This is a genomic window from Gillisia sp. JM1 (genome assembly GCF_000424645.1).
Taxonomy (GTDB): Bacteria; Bacteroidota; Bacteroidia; order Flavobacteriales; family Flavobacteriaceae; genus Gillisia.
In genome coordinates this window covers 671,107-692,374 of sequence record NZ_KE384219.1, presented here as the reverse complement: position 1 = coordinate 692,374, position 21,268 = coordinate 671,107, and the positions used below count along the sequence as shown (strand labels likewise).

Annotated in this window: 19 protein-coding genes; 17 read left to right on the top strand and 2 right to left on the bottom strand. The window is 34.5% G+C overall.

The genetic code is table 11. From position 1 onward, the window contains the following. Window positions 1-3 precede the first annotated feature (3 nt). The 14 genes from H033_RS0117510 to H033_RS0117445 all read left to right on the top strand — a co-directional run bounded on the left by H033_RS0117510 (window position 4) and on the right by H033_RS0117445 (window position 15,620). Complete coding sequence (locus tag H033_RS0117510; RefSeq protein ID WP_026839458.1) at window positions 4-633, top strand: methyltransferase domain-containing protein; 630 nt, start codon at window positions 4-6, stop codon at window positions 631-633. 51 nt (window positions 634-684) lie between these two features. Further along, the gene (locus H033_RS0117505) at window positions 685-1,344 is read left to right on the top strand and encodes a hypothetical protein (protein WP_026839457.1); all 660 of its coding nucleotides are present in this window, start codon (window positions 685-687) and stop codon (window positions 1,342-1,344) included. Between the two features lie 130 nt (window positions 1,345-1,474). After that, complete coding sequence (locus H033_RS0117500; RefSeq protein WP_026839456.1) at window positions 1,475-2,473, top strand: N-acetylneuraminate synthase family protein; 999 nt, start codon at window positions 1,475-1,477, stop codon at window positions 2,471-2,473. A gap of 166 nt (window positions 2,474-2,639) precedes the next feature. Further along, window positions 2,640-4,220 (top strand): glycosyltransferase family 2 protein, encoded by a 1,581-nt coding sequence (locus H033_RS0117495; RefSeq protein ID WP_026839455.1) that lies wholly within the window; start codon window positions 2,640-2,642, stop codon window positions 4,218-4,220. 61 nt (window positions 4,221-4,281) lie between these two features. Beyond that, on the top strand, window positions 4,282-6,153 hold the full coding sequence (locus tag H033_RS0117490; RefSeq protein WP_026839454.1) for a hypothetical protein: 1,872 nt from the start codon (window positions 4,282-4,284) through the stop codon (window positions 6,151-6,153). Next, window positions 6,143-7,144 carry a glycosyltransferase family 2 protein gene (locus H033_RS0117485; protein WP_026839453.1) on the top strand — a complete coding sequence of 334 codons (1,002 nt, stop codon included), beginning with the start codon at window positions 6,143-6,145 and terminating at the stop codon, window positions 7,142-7,144. Before H033_RS0117490 ends, H033_RS0117485 begins: the two co-directional genes overlap by 11 nt. After that, window positions 7,141-7,947, top strand: a complete 807-nt coding sequence (locus H033_RS0117480) for a class I SAM-dependent methyltransferase (RefSeq protein ID WP_026839452.1) — start codon at window positions 7,141-7,143, stop codon at window positions 7,945-7,947. The genes H033_RS0117485 and H033_RS0117480 overlap by 4 nt, the downstream gene beginning before the upstream one ends. Window positions 7,948-7,969: 22 nt before the next feature. Beyond that, on the top strand, window positions 7,970-8,521 hold the full coding sequence (locus tag H033_RS0117475; RefSeq protein ID WP_026839451.1) for a serine O-acetyltransferase: 552 nt from the start codon (window positions 7,970-7,972) through the stop codon (window positions 8,519-8,521). Further along, a complete protein-coding gene (locus H033_RS20610) occupies window positions 8,521-9,735 on the top strand; it encodes a glycosyltransferase family 4 protein (protein WP_081661898.1) in 1,215 nt (404 codons plus the stop codon). The genes H033_RS0117475 and H033_RS20610 overlap by 1 nt, the downstream gene beginning before the upstream one ends. Then, on the top strand, window positions 9,732-10,805 hold the full coding sequence (locus tag H033_RS0117465) for a glycosyltransferase (protein WP_026839450.1): 1,074 nt from the start codon (window positions 9,732-9,734) through the stop codon (window positions 10,803-10,805). Before H033_RS20610 ends, H033_RS0117465 begins: the two co-directional genes overlap by 4 nt. 20 nt (window positions 10,806-10,825) lie before the next feature. After that, window positions 10,826-12,181 carry an O-antigen ligase family protein gene (locus H033_RS0117460; RefSeq protein ID WP_034886443.1) on the top strand — a complete coding sequence of 452 codons (1,356 nt, stop codon included), beginning with the start codon at window positions 10,826-10,828 and terminating at the stop codon, window positions 12,179-12,181. Then, the gene (locus H033_RS0117455; protein ID WP_026839448.1) at window positions 12,138-13,151 is read left to right on the top strand and encodes a glycosyltransferase family 4 protein; all 1,014 of its coding nucleotides are present in this window, start codon (window positions 12,138-12,140) and stop codon (window positions 13,149-13,151) included. Before H033_RS0117460 ends, H033_RS0117455 begins: the two co-directional genes overlap by 44 nt. Continuing rightward, window positions 13,151-14,164 (top strand): glycosyltransferase family 4 protein, encoded by a 1,014-nt coding sequence (locus H033_RS0117450; RefSeq protein ID WP_026839447.1) that lies wholly within the window; start codon window positions 13,151-13,153, stop codon window positions 14,162-14,164. The genes H033_RS0117455 and H033_RS0117450 overlap by 1 nt, the downstream gene beginning before the upstream one ends. A 58-nt stretch (window positions 14,165-14,222) precedes the next feature. Beyond that, entirely contained in the window at window positions 14,223-15,620 is a 1,398-nt protein-coding gene (locus tag H033_RS0117445) for a sugar transferase (protein WP_026839446.1), read from the top strand. Between the two features lie 384 nt (window positions 15,621-16,004). Here H033_RS0117445 and lnt read toward each other — a convergent pair whose 3' ends face one another. Next, the gene (gene lnt / locus H033_RS0117440; protein ID WP_026839445.1) at window positions 16,005-17,591 is read right to left on the bottom strand and encodes an apolipoprotein N-acyltransferase; all 1,587 of its coding nucleotides are present in this window, start codon (window positions 17,589-17,591) and stop codon (window positions 16,005-16,007) included. A gap of 1,184 nt (window positions 17,592-18,775) precedes the next feature. Here lnt and H033_RS0117435 point away from each other — a divergent pair. From H033_RS0117435 to H033_RS0117425, 3 genes are all read left to right on the top strand, one after another. Next, window positions 18,776-19,114: a type II toxin-antitoxin system RelE/ParE family toxin gene (locus H033_RS0117435; RefSeq protein WP_026839444.1), complete on the top strand. Its 339-nt coding sequence runs from the start codon at window positions 18,776-18,778 to the stop codon at window positions 19,112-19,114. Window positions 19,115-19,118: 4 nt separating this feature from the next. After that, window positions 19,119-19,445, top strand: a complete 327-nt coding sequence (locus tag H033_RS0117430; protein WP_410503531.1) for a helix-turn-helix transcriptional regulator — start codon at window positions 19,119-19,121, stop codon at window positions 19,443-19,445. Between the two features lie 246 nt (window positions 19,446-19,691). Next, entirely contained in the window at window positions 19,692-20,465 is a 774-nt protein-coding gene (locus H033_RS0117425; RefSeq protein ID WP_034886517.1) for a CDP-alcohol phosphatidyltransferase family protein, read from the top strand. A 5-nt stretch (window positions 20,466-20,470) separates the two neighbouring features. On the opposite strand, the gene lptB is transcribed toward H033_RS0117425, so the two are convergent. Next, window positions 20,471-21,211, bottom strand: coding sequence for an LPS export ABC transporter ATP-binding protein (gene lptB / locus H033_RS0117420; protein ID WP_026839441.1), 741 nt, complete (start codon window positions 21,209-21,211; stop codon window positions 20,471-20,473). Between the last annotated feature and the right edge of the window lie 57 nt (window positions 21,212-21,268).

The window sequence follows — 21,268 nt, the reverse complement described above, 5'->3', positions numbered from 1 at the left end:
TTGATGAAGAACATTTTAAAACGAATTCAGAATATTACCTTGAACATAATAAGAGCGTTTAAGGAAGATCGAAAATATAAAAAACAGGCAGAGAATACCTTAGAATTGAGAAAAGTTAAGATATCTGATTATGAACGCTGGAAAAACACGGAGGAATTATTTGTAGATTGGAATCAGCGAACAGCAATTTTAGCTTCAATGATTACAAAGGGAGCAAATATTATTGAATTTGGAGCAGGTAATATGGCCTTAAAAAATCATATCCCGCCAGATTGTAGCTATACACCTTCAGATATTTATAAAAGATCAGAGGAAATGTTAGAATGTGATTTAAATAGTAGGATTGAATTCACCTTAGATCCTTATGATACAGCTGTTTTTAGCGGGGTTTTTGAATATGTTTACGATGTGGATAAAGTTTTTCGACAGTTGAGTGATTCTATTGATAATGTAGTTCTTTCTTATGCCTGTAGCGATGTGTCAAATGCCGATCGTTTGAGGAGTGGATGGCTAAGTGATTATTCCAAAAAAGAATTGGAAGATATTTTTGAAAAATATAATTATCAAATAGCTGAATATAAGGAATGGAGAAATCAGTCTATATATAATTTAAGACAATCATCAGTGAAGTGATTAAGTGATGAAGTAAATGGGTGGGGACAGAAAACATAAACGGGTGTTTAAATGAATAGAAACGAACAGCTATCTAATTTATACCAATCTTTTTGTGAGGCAGAAGGGAGTCAGCATATAGCAAGTGAATATGCGATTGAGAAAATTAATGGCTTGCTGGATAAATTCCGAACAAAAAAAATTCTGGAAGTTGGATTGGGAATAGGAAGTATATCCGGGACTTTATTAGCAGTTAACAGGAACAAACCTGATCTTAATTATGCCGGTACCGAAGCCAACGACTTTTGTTTAAAGGCCTTAGCTGAAAATTTAAAAGAAGATTATAGGCAGTTGAAAATATATTCAGATTTAAGCGATATACCGGTCAATAAGGAATACGATCTGATTATAATAGATGGGAAAGATCAAAACCTTCAGGCAATTAAAGGTTTGATTTCTAAAAATGGGATACTAGTCATAGAGGGAGACAGAATGCTGCAGCTGGATTTGCTCCAGGAACTTTTTCCAGATAATAGATATGTGCATTGCATCAGTTTGAAGAGGAATAGGGAATATAGTCCTTTTTCTGCTGAGAATTGGCAAGGGGGGGTAAAGATCATCTTCATTAATTCTACTATGAAACAATCGCTTTGGTGGTTTAAGGAAAAACTTTTTACCAAAATAAAATATCAATATCCGGGGAGATATTTGGGAGGAGATGTAACTAAGTGACATTGTTATGAAGTGGTGCCTTAGTAGATTTCCGCGGCTACGCATCTCAATGAGTGGATTTACAAAGCTTCGCTTCGCGATAAATGAGATTGCCGCGACTTCGTCTCGCAATGACTTAAAAGTAGATGATATGTATATAATAGCAGAAATAGCTCAGGCGCATGAAGGCAGCATGGAATTGGCACATGACTATATTGAAGCCTTGTCAAAAACTGGAGTAGATGCGGTGAAATTCCAGGTGCATATAGCCGAGGCTGAGAGCAGTATTCACGAGCCTTTTAGGATAAAATTGACAACACAGGATAAAACGCGTTTCGATTACTGGAAGCGGATGGAATTCACTTTGCAACAATGGAAAGACTTAAAAAAGCACTGTGATGAAGCGGGAGTGGAATTTTTGGCTTCGCCATTTAGCAATAGGGCTGTAGATCTTTTGGAAGAGGTGGGAGTGAAGCGCTATAAAATTGGCTCGGGGGAGGTGAATAATTTTTTGTTGTTGGAAAAAGTTGCACGCACCGGAAAACCGGTTATTCTTTCTTCGGGAATGAGTTCGTTTGAGGAGCTTGGCCATACTGTGGACTTTTTAAAGAAAAGAAAAGTAGATATATCAATTCTGCAATGCACTACTGCTTATCCCACGCAGCCGGAGAATTACGGATTAAATGTGATTGGGGAATTAAATGAACGATATGGAGTTCCGGTAGGATATTCAGATCATTCTGCTAAAATAGAAACCTGTATTGCCGCTGCCTTACTGGGAGCAGAGATTTTGGAATTTCACGCTATTTTTAGTCGGGACAGTTTAGGTCCCGATGCAAGCTCTTCCCTGGAAATGGAAGAGATAACTCAATTGTTGAAAGCAGTAAGGAATATAGAAATTGCTTTAAAGAATCCGGTAGATAAGAGCGATAATTCCAAATTTACCGAGTTAAAGAATATTTTTGAAAAGTCACTTGCGGTGAATAAAGATTTGAAAGCAGGACATATAATTAAATTTGAAGATCTGGAAGCTAAGAAACCTAAAGGTTTTGGGATGGAGGCTTTAAGATTTGAAGAAATTATTGGAAAATCCTTGAAAAATAATTTAAAGCAATGGGAGTTTTTGAGTTGGGAAGACGTTTATGAGTGAAGAGTGAAGAGTGAGAGGTGAAATTATTGGATTTCTCAATCGCCAGATTGCTTCTCCCGATCCAAAAATCGGGATCGAAATGACAGACTCATTTCGAAATGACTTGTTTATAAGAGTGTTCATTATTAATGAATAAATTACATTTGTTTAAAACCAAAACTATTCAATGATAATCCTAATTCATCAGAAAACCCAGCAAGTAGTAAAGGTGTTGAAGGGAGAAGCTCAACTGGAAATTTCAAGCGCCAATTGTACTGAAGCTTTTTGGGAACTGGCCGAAAAATTTCCAGATGAAATTATTGCTTGGTGTGAGGAGGAATTTGTAGATGATTTAAATATCGAGCAATGGTCCCAGATATTTCATCAGGATCTGATAATGGCTTCCTATGCTGTTGAAAATACATTCCTTCCGGATAGTATCGGCTATATAGACCAGTTGCCATTCATAAATGTGAACAGAAAAGTTTTGTATGCAACCTGGCAAATGAGCAGCGATGTAGGCGGAATAAAAGGGGAAACACTTCTAAAATTTAAATCCCTTTTTGAAGAAATAAATAACTTTGATTTTTTGTTGAATTCAATCGGAAAAATTGGACAACAAAACGGATTATTCTGCTATTCTGCTCCAGATTTGGTAAGCAGGATTTTAGATAAAAATCCCGAGGCCACAGCGAATTCAAATCAGTTATTTTCCTTTGTATATCAATATTACAATACAATCTGGCTTTCGGTTTTGTTCTGGTGTTATTGGAAATATGAGAACAAATTTCCTCTCATGGCCTTTATACATGCATTCTCAAAAGAAAAGTTTTTTTTGCAAAACATAGATCTGTCGGCAGTTAAAATTCAATCTAAAAAAGCACCTAAAGCTTCAAATTTCATTGACGTGGTGATCCCTACAATGGGTAGGGCTGAATATCTGATTCAGGTTTTGGAAGATCTGAAGCTTCAAAGTCATCTTCCAAAAAAGGTCATTGTGGTTGAACAGAATCCGGATGTAAATTCCATTTCTGAATTGCCGGAACTGTATTCTAAAACTTGGCCTTTTAAAATCACACACCATTTTATTCATCAAACCGGAGCTTGTAATGCGCGAAATATAGCTTTGAAAGAAGTAGATTCTGATTGGGTCTTTCTGGCTGATGATGATATTCGTTTAGAATCTGATCTATTAAAAAAAGCAATAAAAGGAATAAGAATTTTGGGTGCAAATTCAATTAATATGAATTGTAAACAAGATGGAGAACAAACCATTTTTAATAAGGTTAAGCAGTGGGGAAGCTTTGGTTCTGGAACCAGTATAGTTGAAAGCACGTTTGCGAAAAAATGTTCTTTTTCCAAGATCTTTGAACACGGCTATGGTGAAGATGCCGATTTTGGGATGCAATTACGAAATATCGGTTGTGATATCATTTACCATCCCGAAACTGAAATTAAGCACTTAAAAGCCCCAATGGGTGGATTCCGAGAAAAACCTATTTTAGCCTGGGAACAGAAGCGACCCTTGCCAAAACCTTCACCAACTTTAATGGCTTTCGCACTTAGATATTATACTAAAGAGCAAATAACTGGATTTAAGACATCCCTCTATTTAAAATATTATAATAAGCAATCAGTTAAAAATCCGTTTTCTTATATTCGAAAAATGAATAAATGTTGGAATAAAAGTGAAAAATGGGCGATGAAATTAATTAATTCTGAAAAAAGTTTTGAGAATAATTTGCAAGTCAATACTCAAACTAAATAGTGTCTTTAGATATTATTACTATTTTAAATTGTTCTAACATTCATATTCTTATAAATTATTAATGAGGTTCTTACTTACAAATATCGCACTGGATAAGGCCTCAATCTCGAAGTTGCCATTTAGGTTGACCTTAAGCGAATTTGGTCGAGTTAATTTTTTAATAGATCAGCAAGATGAGATACTGGAAACTGATTCACATGTTAGTGTAACGGAAGGATACTTGAGAGATCTAGATCTGGAGGTCAGTAATATTAAAGGGCAGGAAGAAAGTGCAATCTTCGAAATTTCTAAGAATTGGCCTCTACCTAATAATATCACAGGATCATTTTCGTCAGTAATTATTGATAAAGCATCCTTTGAAATAATAATTTGTAATGACCCCATAGGTGTTTACCCCGTATATTACTTATCCACAGGCCAGGAATATTATATTTCTAATAGTATTATTTTATTAGGTACAGTTTCTCAATGTGAATTTGATGAAGCTGGGATTATTCAAAGAGGTATAGGACCCGAATTTTGTAATTTTGGATCTCGTACAATTTTAAAAGAGTGCAGACGATTGCTTCCCGGGGAATGTCTAAAATTTGATAAAAGCGGGAATATTATATCAAAAAAATACGACAACTCCCTTTATCAAGAAATATCTAATCCAAATCAGGATGCAGAACTGCCCAAGAGATTTTGGGAGGCATATAAGAAAGAGGTCGAATATTCCCTAAATAGTTCTAAACACGTAAATATTGCATTGAGTGGGGGGATAGATAGTAGAATTACACTAGCTGCTATTTCAAAAGAGAAGGATTTAAACTGTCTTACATTTGGGCAGGATAAAAATTATGAAACCGGAATAGCTTCTAGGCTAGCTAAAATAAAAGGCGCAAAATTCCAAAATTATTCTCAGTCTAATTTATATTTTCCCGAAGAGGATATATTGAGAAAATATACCAAGCAAACAGAAGCTTTATATTTATGTTCTTGGTTAGAAATTCTTGAAAATGAAAAACTTGATTCAAAGTCACCTTTTTTGCTAGGGGATTTGACAACAGCCCTAACCGGTCGTACCATAGAAAAATTTTCAACTAAGAAATTTAGACAGGACAATTTCTGGAAGCACTATGTTTTAAATCAGGATTATGTTTTTGAAAATTCTACTGATCAAAGCTTTAGAGATTGGAAAAAAAATAAATCAGAAAATTTCGCGAGATGGTACACAACAGATAGACTTGCACAATTTAAATTTGACATTAGTGAAACTGACCTCCTTAATTCTTTACTTTCAGATATGAATGAAATTTTTGAAAGAGTAGAAAGTCATAAATTGCCTTATGTAGAGTTATATGATGAATTGTTTACCTGGTATACTCACAATAGAATGCAGATAGCTAAACAAATTTTAATTTGTAATAATAACAATATGGCATTTAGTCCATCTATGTCAATGCAAACTCTAAGAATGGCAACAAATATTCACCCTAATTTAAGGTTGAATTTCAGATTTATTAAAGCCCTATTTAAACAATCTAAAGAATTAAACAACTTGGCTACAGTGCCAACAAGCCAAGCCCCATATATACCTCAAAACTACCCTGATATCATAAGATTTGGCGTTTGGGGAATTAGATCTAAACTAGATCAATACTTTATTACAAGAATGATGAAATATAGAAATATCAAGATGAGGTATAGACTGTTTGAATCTATGAATTGGGCTAAAATTTACCATAATCCTGATATGGAAATAAACCTAAAGAATTACTTTCATAATAATCACTTGGGAGATATTTATTTTGAAAATTTGTTAAACCAATCTATAGATAGAAGAGATTTGAAGCAATGGCCTTTTGCCAATTTAGAGATTATAAATGCTTCGAGTTTGAACATGGAAATTGACCTGATAAAATCCTTAAGACAAGAGTTAAATGAAGTTTAGCTTAATTATATGCACCTATCAGAGACCTGATGCCTTGATCAACTTAATGGATTCGATCCAAGTACAGTATTTGGTTCCTGATGAAATTCTAATAATAGACAGCTCTCCAAATAACAACAGTAAGAATTTATTAGAAAAAAAAAATTATTATGGTCTAAAATATTTTAAAGTAGGAGAAGAATTCCGTGGCTTGACAAAACAACGTAATTACGGCATCCATAAAGTAGCTGAGACTTCTGAAATTGTATGTTTTCTTGATGATGATATCGTTTTAACTCCAGAGTATTTTGAAAACATAATGGAATCCTATAAATTCTTTCCAAATGCGCTAGGGGTGGGAGGTTATATCCTAGATGAGGTACAATGGAAAAGATGGACAGGTGAAGCAGATTTACTGTTTGACGAATTTAAAATAGATGGTTACATTCGAAAATTGGGAAGCCGGAATATGCTTCGAAAAAGATTAGGCTTGTTAAGTGATCAACCCCCTGGATTTATGCCTGTATTTTCTAACGGTTTGTCCATAGGATTTTTACCTCCCTCACACAAAACCTATCTTGTGGAATTCTTTATGGGTGGTGTGGCATCTTACAGGAAAGAATTGTTTCAAAAAATAAATTTCTCCACTTATTTTGAGGGTTACGGACTTTATGAGGATATGGATTTTTGTCTACGCGTTTCTAAATTGGGTCAACTTTACGTTAATACCACTGCCCAATTATATCATTATCATGAGAAAGGGGGAAGACCAAATCAATTTACTTATGGAAAAATGGTGATTAGAAACGGGTGGTATGTATGGCGAGTTAAATATCCCAACCCAACTTTTGAAGCTAAATTTAAATGGCACAGTATTGCATTTTTGTTAACTTTAGTGCGTTTGGGAAATGTGTTTACTACTAAAAATAAAATGGAAGCCTTAACAGAAGGTATAGGTAGAATTGTTGGGTGGCTTAGTTTATATATTAATAGTCCAAAGCTGGAAAAATGAGTGTTAAAAAACCTGAGGATATAAATCTCAAGCAAAAGGAATTCTACGAAACAAAAAAAAAGAATTTAGCTACTAAAACATGGTTTGCCTTACGTAACGGGATTCTTCGAAAAGTGAGGAAAGATATAGGGGTAGAAAAACAGATTCATCAACTTCATATGGAATGGTGTGGAGACTTATCCAATAAAAAAGTATTGGACCTAGGATGTTATGAAGGAAATTCCTTGTCTATGCATTTAGCCCAAAACTCAAAAAAATATATAGCGATAGATCTAAGTGAAAAGGGAATTTCTTATTTGAGAACGAGAATAAAGGATATTCCAAATTCCAAAGCTTTTGCCATTGACTTTCTTTCTGAAGAATTTACAGAAAAAAACTTTGACCTTATATATGCCTATGGGGTATTGCATCATTTTAAAGATGTAGAAGGCTTAATATCGAGATTGAATGATAAATTAAGTTCAAGGGGAATTATAATTAGCAATGACCCCCTTCAAACAAGCATTCCGATTAAAATTATTAGAGCGCTTTATCGGCCATTTCAATCAGATAAAGACTGGGAATGGCCATTTTCAAAGAAAGTTTATTATCAATTTGACAGTGCATTTAAAATTAAAGATCGAAGGGCAATGTTAGGAAAATCAAAATGGTTTTTTATGATTAATTTCCTTCCGTTTTCAGCAGAAAAGAAAGCTGTAATTATTAAAAAATGGCACCGAGAAGATTGGGAGAGGTCTAAAAGCTCCGATGCTAATATGTTTAAATGTATGCATTTAACTATGTTGATGCAGAAAAAGAATTAATATGATAAAATTCGAATGATTTATGTGCCATATACTATCCGGAGATTTAAAAAAATACAAAAGGTATAGCGGAAAATCTTCCATCTACTTATTAATAACACAACAAGGTTTATGGGCAATCTTTGTTTATAGAATTAATAATAAAATTTTTAATTCCCGCACACCCAAATGGCTAAAAAATATATTCTTGGGGGTTGGATTGCTATTTCATAAATTTATAGAGATTATAACTGGAATCTCATTGCCATATTCTGCACAAATAGGGAATGATTTTTATATTGGACATTTTGGAGGGATCATTATAAACTCTAAAGCTATAATAGGAAATAATTGTAATATTTCTCAAGGAGTAACAATAGGTGTAAGCGGTAGAGGTCCTAAAAGAGGAGTTCCTAGAATAGGAAATAACGTTTATATCGGCGCCAATGCTGTAATTGTTGGAGATATTTTTATTGGAGATAACGTAGTGATTGGAGCAAATTCTTTAGTAATTGAATCTGTCCCAAATAATTGCACTATGCTAGGAGTGCCAGCAACAAAAGTAAGCGATAATAATTCTGAATTTTATATATAATGAAGTTCTTAGTAGTCACGAGCGCACCTACTCTTTTTAAATCAAATATATATTCTGCTTATGCACCCTATGTAAATGAGATGAATATCTGGTTTTCAAAAGTTGAAGAAGCCGCTATCCTATCCCCTGGGACTTATCCAGACGAAATATTTACAAAAGCATTTGAAAATCAGAATTTGAAATTGTATAAAATTCCTTTTCTAAATTCCAAATCAGTAATTATTTCAATAAGGTCATTGTTGTTATTACCCTTTATTATTAGAAAAATGCTTTTAGCATTTCTTTGGGCGGATCATATTCATTTGCGTTGTCCAGGAAATATTGGTTTAATAGCTTCTATTTTCCAAGTTTTTTTTCCCAACAAACCAAAAACAGTCAAGTATGCGGGGAACTGGGATCCAAATTCCAAACAACCTTGGAGTTATAGGCTTCAAAAGCGAATCTTAAGCAATACTTTTTTAAGCAAGAATATAAAGGTGTTGGTGTATGGGGATTGGCCGGAGCAATCAAAAAATATTGTACCTTTTTTTACGGCCTCTTTTTCTGAAACTGAAAAGGGGATTTATCGCAAAAATTTTACTTCTCCATTTAGATTTATATTCGTGGGTAATTTATCCGCAGGGAAAAGGCCTTTGTTTGCAATACAAATTATTGAAGCCTTGATGACAAAGGGTATTCCAGTAAAACTTGAGATCTATGGAAGTGGGCTAATGAAAAACGAGCTACAGGAATATATAGCCACAAATAATCTGGAACCGTTTGTAAGGCTTATGGGAAACCTAAAACTTAAAGAACTGAAAGAAGTTTATAAAGCTTCACATTTTTTAATCCTTGCATCTCAATCGGAAGGCTGGCCAAAAGCGGTCGCTGAAGCTATGTTTTTTGGGTGTATTCCGATTGCTACACCGGTATCATCTGTGCCTTGGATGCTGAATTATGGAAAAAGAGGAATTTTAATCCCCCCTCCCGATAGCTATCAGGACTTACAGGGGGAGCAAAAAGCTGAATTGTGCATGGAGGAGACTGTGAATAAAATAAAAGAATTGATTGGCGATTCTGAGGAGATGAAACATAAATCTTTGGCGGCGCAGAAGTGGAGTCAGGAGTATACGTTGGAGAAGTTTGAAGAAGCGATAAAGGAGGTTTTGGGTTCTGATAATAGTATAAATATAAAAAGCTCATCTCCCTTTGGGAGAGGCGGGGGAGTGGGATGAGAGTACTACAACTAATCGATAGCTTACGCCCCGGCGGGGCCGAAAAGATGGCGGTGAATATTGCCAATGCTTTGCTGCCTCATGTTGAAGGTTCCTATTTGTGTTGTACAAGGCAGGAGGGGATGTTGATAAATCAGCTGAAACCAGAAGTTGGGTATATTTTTTTGAATAGGAGATCAAGTCTGGATCCCAAAGCTATATTAAAACTAAGGAAATATATTAAAGAAAACAAAATCGATATTGTACACGCGCACAGTACCTCTTATTTCCTGGCAGGACTGCTTAAATTGAGTGGAGGCAGGTTCAAACTGATCTGGCATGACCATTACGGAGAAAGTGAATTTCTTGAAAAAAGAAAATTTCCTGTTTTGAGTTTTTTTTCTAGATTTTTTACCGGTATTATTTCGGTTAATAAAATATTAAAAGACTGGGCTGTTCAGAATTTGAAATGTAAAAATGTTATAGAAATAAAGAATTTTATTCTTGAAGATCAGGGATCAAAAACTTCTAAGCTAAAGCTGAAAGGGAATTTAACAGATTTTAAAATCATTTGCGTTGCTAATCTTAGGCCTCAAAAAGATCATTTAAACTTATTAAAGGCATTTGAACTTTTAGATCCCACCTTAAAAATTAGTTTGCATCTTATTGGGGAAGATCCACTATCAAATTATTCAAATTCCATTTTCGAGGCAATAAAGATCTCACCTGTTCAACATAAAATTTATTACTATGGCACGCAACAAGAAATTATTCCTTTATTGCATCAAGGAAATTTAGGAATACTTTCCTCTCGTTCTGAAGGATTACCTTTAGCTCTTTTGGAATATGGTATGGCTGGTTTACCAGTAATTTGTACGAATGTTGGGCAATGTTCCGAAATTATTGGCAGTAATGGTAAAATTGTAGAAGTTGATAATCCGCATCAAATTGCAAATTCAATTTTGGAATATTTCAAAGATCCAGAATTAGCTAAATTACATTCTGATAATTATCAATTTGAAGTATTTAATAAATTTTCAGAAGCTAAAATAATACTCCAATTGATTCAATTCTATTCGGAATCGAAATAAAATATTAACTATTGAATAATATGAATTCAAATTCAAACATCGAATATTTGAAGCTGCTAGGGCTTCATTTTGGTTTTGCTTATTTGATTTATATGTATCGCCCACTATCAACAATGCTTATGTTGTCTGTTTTAGCTTATTTTCTTTTTATAACTATTCAGAATGAAAACAGAAATAATGAAGCACTAATGGGAGCAGCTTATATTGCCGGTGCGGAGGTGTTTTTTAGAATGACGGGAGGAATGGTGTTTTATGAGACAGGTAAATATATGGTGATTGTTTTTCTTATTATTGGGATGGTTTTTAAAGGCACCTCTTCTAAAACAGTTCCCTTCTGGACCTATCTTTTAATTCTTGTTCCCGGGATTATTGTGGCATCAATAACCATGAGTCTTGAAGCAGATTTTAGAAAATCGATTGCTTTTAATTTGAGTGGCCCCGTTTGTTTAGGTGTATCTGCGTTATATTGTTATTACAAAAAAATAAAAAAAGAGGATTTCCAAAAAGTGATTTTAATGTTACTGATGCCCCTAATATCAATCATGTTTTATTTGTATTTATATACGCCCACTTTACAAGAAGGCCTTATTAATATGTCTGGAAATTATGCTGCAACTGGTGGCTATGGTCCCAATCAAATTTCTACAGTTCTGGGGATGGGCGCATTTCTGATAGTTACCCGTTTATTTGCAATAAAGAATAAGTTCATTAATATGATAGACATTATATTATTGGGATTGATGGGATATAGAGCTGTAATTACATTTTCTAGAGGTGGAGTTTTTACTGCCCTTGTATGTATAGCGGTATTTATAATTCTTCATTATTATAAACAAGAGAGGAGGGAACAAAAGAACACTAATTATAAAATAATATTACTTATAAGTTCAATCCTTTTAATTTGGGTTTATTCATCAATAAAGACCTTTGGATTAATAGAAAATAGATATGAAAACCGGGACTCAGCTGGACAGCTGAAAGACGATATTACAACTGGAAGAATTGAACTTGTTACTACTGAATTGGATGCCTTCTATAATTTCCCATTAACTGGTATTGGAGTTGGAAAAGGTTATGAATATAGAGAAGAAACCTTAGGTATTGATATTGCTTCTCACAACGAAATAAGTCGTTTATTATCAGAACATGGATTGTTAGGTTTAATTGCTTTACTAATTCTTATATTTGTCCCGATACTGTTTTGGACCAAGTTTAAAAACAATTATTATTTCTTAGCTTTTATGGCTTTTTGGTTTTTAACCATAAACCATTCCGCCATGAGAATTGCCATGCCGGCCTTTGTTTATGGCTTGGCTTTATTATATATCGTTGATGAGAAAAAACCTCCTGTACATAGGAAACGACTTAGCTATTAACAGCTTTACTGCTACCTACATTTCTTTTTTTAGCAAAGTGCTAAAAAAGGAAGGCTATTGTGTGAGGACTGCTTCTAACAAGAACAATAAAGCATTGCGCTTGGTTGAAATGTTGGGGATGATAGTTAAGCATCATAAGTCTACAGATATTGTACTTATAGACACTTACGGAGCCTTGAATTTTTATTATGCTTATTTAGTTGCTAAAGCTTGTCAGCTTTATAATCTGGAATATATTCCAATACTTCATGGTGGTAATTTGCCAACCAGATTGGAAGAATCCAAAGACTTTAGTAAGGCTTTGTTTGGAAAAGCAAAGATGAATGTGGCGCCTTCACAGTTTCTTTATAGAATTTTTAATAGTGCGGGCTTTGATAATTTACAGATCATTCCAAATGCAATCGAACTAGATAAATTTCCATTTAAGGAAAGGAAGTCCTTTGCTCCAAAAATGCTTTGGGTAAGAAGATTTCAAGGGAGATATAATCCCATGATGTCTATAAAAGTATTAGAGCAATTAAAGAAAGAGTATCCTTTAGCAGAACTTTGTATGGTAGGACCTGAGAAAGATGGGTCGCTTCAGAAATGTAAAGACTATGCAGAAAAGCACGATCTAAAAGTGATATTTACCGGGAAGCTCAAGAAAAAAGAATGGGCAAAGCTGTCTGAAGAATATGATATATTTTTGAATTCTACCAATATAGATAATACTCCCATAAGTGTGATTGAAGCAATGGCTTTAGGTTTAGCTATCGTATCAACAGATGTGGGCGGGATGAAAGATCTAATAGATCATCAGGAAAATGGAGTTTTGGTTCCTTGGAAAGATGAAGCCTCAATGGTGTTAGCGGTTAAATCTTTACTAGAAGATCAGGGACGAACTGCCCAAATGACTTTAAAAGCCCGTAAAAAAGTTTCTAATTTCGACTGGGAGAAGGTGAAGGATAACTGGAATGAACTGCTCAATTAATGGCTGAATCTATTTTATATATAGGTAATAAACTTTCAGATCCCAAAGCAAATCCAACATCTCATAAATCACTTGTCAGAGGATTACAGTCTGAAGGCTTTCATATTTATTCTGCTTCTGGATTGAAAAATAAATATCTGCGATTGGCAGATATGATCTTTACTTTTTTAAAGTATTCAAACGAATTCAAAGTTGTTCTTATAGATGTTTATAGTACTCAGAATTTTTGGTATGCTATTATTATAGCCAGATTATCAAGATATTTTGGAAAGAAGTATATACCGATTCTTCATGGAGGAGATCTTAAAAACAGATTCGAAAATTCCACCTACGCCACAAAAAAACTATTAGAGAATGCATATCATATAGTTTCGCCTTCCGTTTATTATAAAAACGAAGTGATAAAACTGGGATATCAAAAAGTAATACATATTCCAAATCCAATATTTCTTAAGCATTATAACTTTAAGGAGCGTAATCAATTTCAGCCAAAACTTTTATGGGTAAGAGCTTTTGATGATATTTATAATCCTTTAATGGCTATAAAATCTTTAGAATTAATTTTAAAGAAATACCCTTCTGCAGACTTATGCATGGTTGGACCGGATAAGGACGGGAGTTTAGAAGCTTGCAAGAGATATGCTACAAGTAAAGAGCTTCCTGTAACATTTACCGGAAAGCTCAAGAAAAAGGATTGGACTTATCTCGCTTCAAATTTTGATATTTTCTTAAACACCTCTAATATAGATAACAGCCCACTAAGTGTTATAGAAGCAATGGCTCTCGGATTACCAGTAATTACTACGAACGTGGGAGGAATGCCTTTTTTAATTGATGATAAAACAGACGGGCTTCTTATTCAGAAAAATGCTCCTGTAGAGGTTTCTATTTGGGTAGAGTGGATAATGCAAAATCCAGTCGAAACTATGGAAATTACCAGAAGAGCACGAGAAAAAGTGCTTAATTTTGATTGGCATAAGATTAAAGAAGATTGGAAGGAATTACTAAGCTGAAAATTTTTATATTTAAACTGAATTCAAACCAAATCGAACCTAAGCTCCCCTAAAGAATATGGCTCAGAAATCTTTAATTCATTTTGATATTTCAGAACGTAAAGTTTTGTTGCGAATAATGGATATTTTCTGTGTGCTTTTTACATTAACAATTGTTAGTGTAGTATTCAAATTCGATTATTTCAGCATTACTGCAGACTACTGGGGATGGACGGTTGTTTTAATCGGCTATTTAATGCTTTTTTCAACGATCTTCGAGTTGTACGATCTTCAGAAGGCAAGTAAATTTGAGATTGTTTTGAAAAATGTAATTCTAACAGTATCTGTTACCGTATTGTTCTTTATGTTAACTCCTTTTTTTACTCCTAGCCTCCCCGAAAACAGACTCCAGATTTTATTTTTCTTTTTGTCTATGGTAGGTGCATTATTACTTTGGAGATTTGCATATATCACCCTTATATCTTCTCCGAGATTTAATAAAAAAGCATTGTTAATTGGAGATGTTGCTGAACTTAAGCTGATGGTAGAGGCCCTGCAGAAATCAGATCCTAACTATGTAATTACAGGTTATATAAACACTGGAAGGAAGGAAGATGATTTAGATTATGAAGAGTTACAACAGTTTGAGGCGACACATTTAAAATCTATTATTGAAGAGCAGCATATTAATGAAATAGTAGTAGCCAGCTCTAAAGTGAAATCTAAGGCCGTAACAGCTTCCTTGTTAAAGGATCTAAATAGTTTACTAATTGAAGGTTTTCCTATTAAGGATTATACACAGGTTTATGAGAATTTAACGTATCGCGTACCGGTGCAGCATATTGGTAAGGATTTTTATAAATTCTTCCTTTTTAGCCGAAGCAATCATAATAAATTTTACCTCTCTTTTCTCCGTGGTTTCGATATCCTAATCTCTATAATTGGCCTGGCTTTATGTCTATTAATTATCCCATTTGTTTTTATAATTAATCTGTTCGCAAATAAGGGACATCTTTTTTATACTCAACAAAGGGTTGGTAAGAATGCGAAGTGTTTTGCAATATTGAAATTTAGAACAATGTCCAAAGATGCAGAGATCAATGGGCCACAATGGGCAATAAAAAATGATAATAGAATTACAAGCTTCGGAAAGTTTTTGAGAAGAGCAAGACTCGATGAAATTCCCCAGTTCTTAAATGTTTTAAAGGGAGATATGAGTATCATTGGCCCCAGGCCGGAAAGGCCAGTCTTTGTAAATGAACTTTCAAAAACCCTCCCTTTTTATAAAACACGGCATATAATTAAACCGGGTTTAACAGGTTGGGCACAGGTAAAAGCCAATTATGGCTCAAGCTATACTGATAGTCTCGAGAAATTACAATATGACCTTTATTATATTAAACATAGAGGCTTGTTTCTGGATCTGAATATTCTTTTAAAAACCTTCAGTACTATTCTGTTTTATAGAGGGCAGTAATCCCCTCCTAAATCCTCCCCGAAGGGGAGGACTTTAAATCGATATTTGTATGATTTCATTGCTCCCTTCCCGAAGTCAAGGACTTTAAATCTTAATTTGTATGATGATTCATTACTCCCTTTCCTTCGGGAAGGGTTGGGGATGGGATGAAGGCTTGTGGATGGAGACGGCATCCCCTCCTAAATCCTCCCCAAAGGGGAGGACTCTAAATCCTAATTTGTATAATTAAATGACTCCCTTCCCTTTGGGAAGGGTCGGGGATGGGATGAAGGCATCCCCTCCTAAATCCTCCCCAAAGGGGAGGACTTTAAATCCTAATTTGTATAATTAAATGACTCCCTTACCTTCGGGAAGGGTTGGGGATGGGATGAAGGGATGGGATGTTTATCTTTTTCTCTTATATTTTACTACAGAAAATAAGAATAGAAATAATGCTAAAAATTGAGAGATCCTTGCAATATAATCGCCGTATATCACATAAAAGGTTTGCTTATTATTAACAGTGATTTCACTTTTAATACTTCCTTGTTTTGCATAGCCTAAGCTTTTGGTTACCTGTCCTGTTTCATTTATGAAGGCTGAAATACCGGTATTAGCGCTTCTAACCACAGATCGTCTGGTTTCCACCGCTCTTAAGCTGGCGTAGCTTAAGTGTTGTTTATGCCCCTGCGTATTACCCCACCAGGCATCATTTGTTATTATTGTAAGGAAATCAGCTCCGTTTCTCACATATCCGGTTACATACTCCCCATAAACAGATTCATAACAAATAATAGGTGCTGTAGCTTCAGCATTTTTCAGATTAAAAACTTCCCGATCTTCCTGCGTGGTTTTCATAGCAACAGTGCCGCCAAGGTCTATCATTATATTTCCTAAAATCGGTTTAAGAATGTTTTGATAAGGAAAATTCTCTACTCCAACTACCAATTTCGATTTGTGATATAAGTCTGGCTCACTTTCAGAATTCATAAAGAATGCTGAATTGTAATCGTTATACCAATCCTTGGGCCCAATAAAATTACTTTGTTTTCCAACTTTCTTTGGGTCATTGAATCTATCGAACATTGAGATACCACTTAAAAAATTTAGATCTGGATGTTTTTTGATCAGTTGATTTCCGAAATAAATAGCTTCGGAACGTGGAAATTGAGATAATGCTGTTCCATCTGCAAACACTGTTTCTGGAGCAATCAATAGATCTGTGTTTTCTGTAACTAAAGAATCACTTAGTTTTAAAAGTAACTCTCCAATTCTAGTATCTGTAGTATTATATTTTTCGGTGTATGGATTTATATTTGGCTGAAGGATTACCACTTCAATTTTTTCTGTTCCTTCCGTGTAATTTGCAAGGATCACATAGGATAAAGCGATAGGAAGAATAATCATTAAGCTGATCTTGATTGTGCTCCGAATCAAAATTTCCTTTTTTCGATGTTCCTTATAAAGTAAAAGGAATTTAAAAACAGCAATGTTTACAAGCCAGATCCATAAGGTACCCCCAAAAGTTCCGGTATACTCATACCATTGGACCCAGTTTATATAATTGGAAAATCCATTCCCTAAGTTTAACCAAGGCCATGAAAACTCCCAATTTAAATGCAATCTTTCGAACACAATCCACAAGCAGATCAGAAAGGCAGAGGAGGCTTTAAAATTGGTTCTTTTGGCAACTATATGATAGAGTAAAAATAACAAGGCCATCAAAAGGGAATTCACCAAAATTGCGAAAGAACCTCCAAACGGAGTGGAAAAATACAACCAATACGTAGTGATCAAATTCCAGAGGAAGAAAGTGAGGTAGCTATAACCTAACACCTTTAATTTTAAAAATTTTGTGCTAGCTGTTCTTAATTTATATTCAAGATATAAGAGCGGTACAAAAGCAAAAAACAACAAAAGAGGAAAACCGTATGTGGGCCAGGCGAAAGCCAGTAATAATCCGGAAAAGATTGCGTAAAAAAGGTTTTTCATAAAAATTAATTCTATTCAAAAATAGCAAAGACTTTTATATTGGGCGACCCATTAATGAAATTCTTATGTATATCTGCTTTATATCCTAATGGATATTCTAACCATTAATCCCTCAATGAATGTTTAATTCTCCGTCCCGATACCTATCGAAATGCCTCGAATTTTTAAAAGTATTTTCCTCCCGAGCAATCTGGACATACCTTTTGGGCCCGCCCGTACCGTTCGGGCGGGCTTACCCCGAGGTTCTTGATTTAATGCCAAATTTTTGTTTTCCCGACGCTAAAGGGAACAAAAATTTTAGATTTATTCCAAATTTTGAGAATATGATCACCCTTTAGGGCTGGGGCAAAGGCATATTCGGTTTTGATATATTAAAATTAACTTTTAGGACTTTTAATGGATACACTTGAATTCTTGGCTAAATTGAATTTGTGATGCTAATGTTAATGATTTTCAAATTTTGTGATAGTGATCATTTTTCAATAATTTTAATGTATATCCGTTTATTGTCCTAATACGATTTCGTCACCCTGAATTTATTTCAGGGTCTCCCTTTATTGTATTCATTTACAGTTTTATGAGATTCTGAAACTAGTTAGCATTGACGTAATTCCAAGAATCTGGAATACACTCCTTTTGGTCGGTAATGATTTGTTTAATATTTGAGATTGTTCATTTTTTTCTATGCTTTCCTCTCGTTTCAATCGTCGGAGGCAATCAAAACGAACCAAAAACCCGCCTGAACATTTCGGGCAGGAATGGCACTTTTTTGTAGGTGTTTCCAATTGTGCTCCCGCATAATTGGAAATGTACTTCCACGGCTAAATTTTCTCCAAGCCCGCCTGAACGGAACGGGCAGGGCTTCGAAAATTTTACGACGTGGAAGCACTACACTTGCAAAAAAGAAGTTCTTAAGAAAATAAATCTACTAAGAACCATCAAACGTCAAAAACCTAGGCTATATAAATTATTTTATCACGGGTCTCAGATGACGTCTTTTATTAGTTTAGGATACTTTACGAACAATCGCTAATTTTATTTAGGTTTTTCTTTATGCTCTTTCCGCAGCCTATTAAGTTTAGAAGAGACCTAAAAAAAATTGCCTGTAAAACCAGAAATTTATCTGCAAAACAAAATAGTTTCCTAAAGAAGAAACAATTATCTTTGTAAAAACATTAAATTGAATGAATCCAAAATTTAAGGTTGAATTACTTGAAGAAGTAAACGATTTTTTAAATGGACTGAATGAAAAGGCACGCGAAAAAATCATTTATAATATGCGCAAAGCACAAGCTGTAAGTGACCACGAACTTTTCAAAAAATTAAACGATAATATTTGGGAGTTTCGGACTCTTCATAACAAAACCAAATATCGACTTTTTGCGTTTTGGGACAAAACAGACAAAACCGAAACTGTTGTCATATCAACTCACGGAATCGAAAAGAAATCCTCAAAGACACCGAAAAAAGAAATTAAAAAAACCGAGAGGATAATGAAACAATATTTTGATGCTAAAAAATAAAGAGATGGAAAAGAAAGGAATGAAAACTTACAGTTTGGACGAAGTGACCGACAAATACATCGGAAAGAAAGGTACGCAAAAAAGAGACGAATTCGAGAACGAACTTCGTCTTGATCTAATCGGAAACGCAATTAAACAGGCTCGAAAAGAACGGAATTTAACTCAAGCTCAACTTGGAGAATTAGTCGGTGTACAAAAGGCACAAATTTCAAAACTCGAAAATAATTTGACCGATGCTAGATTTGAGACAATTTTAAAGGTTTTTCGAGCATTAGAAGCGAACATAAAATTTAGTGTAGAAATGAATGATTCGGAATTTAAAGTAGCTTAGAACAAGAAATATTAAAGCCAACATCGGTTAAGCCCAAATAGCAGATATTTGAATAAAAAGTGAAATCTATACTGTTTGTCAGTAAGTTAATAACAAGTCTCAAGTTTTGTTTCTTTCAGCGCAGCGGTCTTTTATCTTGATTCTGACATTGCTGATTTGATTAATTATTTATAATTGTATTATTTTTAGAAGCTTTTGATTTCAAATAATTACTTTAGAACCCTGAAAGAAATAATCAAGATAAAAATGAAAAAACACATTCCTAATTTAATCACAGCCTTAAATTTGTTAAGCGGAACAATAGCCGCAATATTTGCAGTTCAAGGCAACCTTATAATGGCTGCATTATTTGTTGGATTAGGTATTTTTTTTGATTTTTTTGATGGATTGGCTGCAAGAGTATTAAATGTGAAAAGTGAAATAGGTTTGCAATTAGATTCTTTGGCAGATATGATAACGAGCGGTTTAGTTCCCGGAATTATTATGTATCAGTTGTTTTTGAGAGCACTACCCGGAACAGTAGATACAACTGCAGATAGTTGGAGTGCAGAAGCCGCCAATACTTGGTTTGAATGGGATATCCCTTTTATAGCATTATTAGGCTTATTAGTGGTTGCCGCTTCTGGGTATAGATTAGCAAAATTCAATGTTGACGAGAGACAAACTGACTCCTTTATAGGGCTTCCAACACCTGCCAACGCAATGCTCATTTTAAGTTTACCACTAATATTAGTCTATCAGCCGCACCCGATTGCGGTGGCCTTAATACTTAACGAATGGTTTTTGGTGGGATTAACTGTTTTTAGTTGCTTTATGCTGAATGCAGAAATTCCGTTGTTTGCATTGAAATTTTCAGATTGGTCTTTCAAACAAAATAAGTTAAGATATTTCTTTATTGCTTACTGTTTAATCATGATAATCCTTTTTCAGTTTATTGCTATCCCATTGATTATTGCTAGTTATATATTACTATCAATTATTTCAAATAAAAGCGATGCTAAAAAAGAGGTGCTTGTATAAATAATCTAATCGAAAATCTTCTTTTTTCTCAACTCGAAATTCTGACCTAGATATACTTTTCTAACCATTTCGTCTTCAGCTAATTCTTCGGGACTACCGTGTTTAAGGATATTCCCTTCGAACATAAGATACGTTCTATCTGTAATAGCCAGGGTTTCCTGTACATTGTGATCTGTAATCAGAATCCCAATATTTTTATTTTTCAACTGTGCTACGATTCGCTGGATGTCTTCTACCGCAACTGGATCTACTCCAGCAAAAGGTTCATCTAAAAGAATAAAATTAGGATCGGTTGCAAGGGCGCGAGCAATTTCTGTACGTCTTCTTTCTCCACCACTCAATAGATCTCCTCTGCTTTTTCTAATGTGGCCAAGTCCGAATTCTTCGATCAAAGACTCCATTTTTATGTGCCGTTCTTTCTTGGACATTTTTGTGAGTTCTAAAACACTCATTATATTGTCCTCGATACTTAGTTTCCGGAAAACCGATGCCTCTTGCGCCAAATAGCCAATTCCGTATTGCGCGCGCTTATACATCGGGAATTTAGTAATGTTTTCATTGTCCAGGTAAATAGTGCCGCCATTGGGTTTTATAAGCCCAACGATCATATAAAAGGAAGTGGTTTTTCCAGCACCATTCGGCCCTAGTAATCCCACAATTTCCCCTTGGTTTACTTCCACAGTGATCCCTTTCACAACCTGCCGGCCTTTATATGATTTCACTAAATTTTCGGCTTTTAACTTCATAGATGTAATTCTTGAACTAAGTTAAGCTTTAATCCTCATTGAGGACTTAATTCCCCG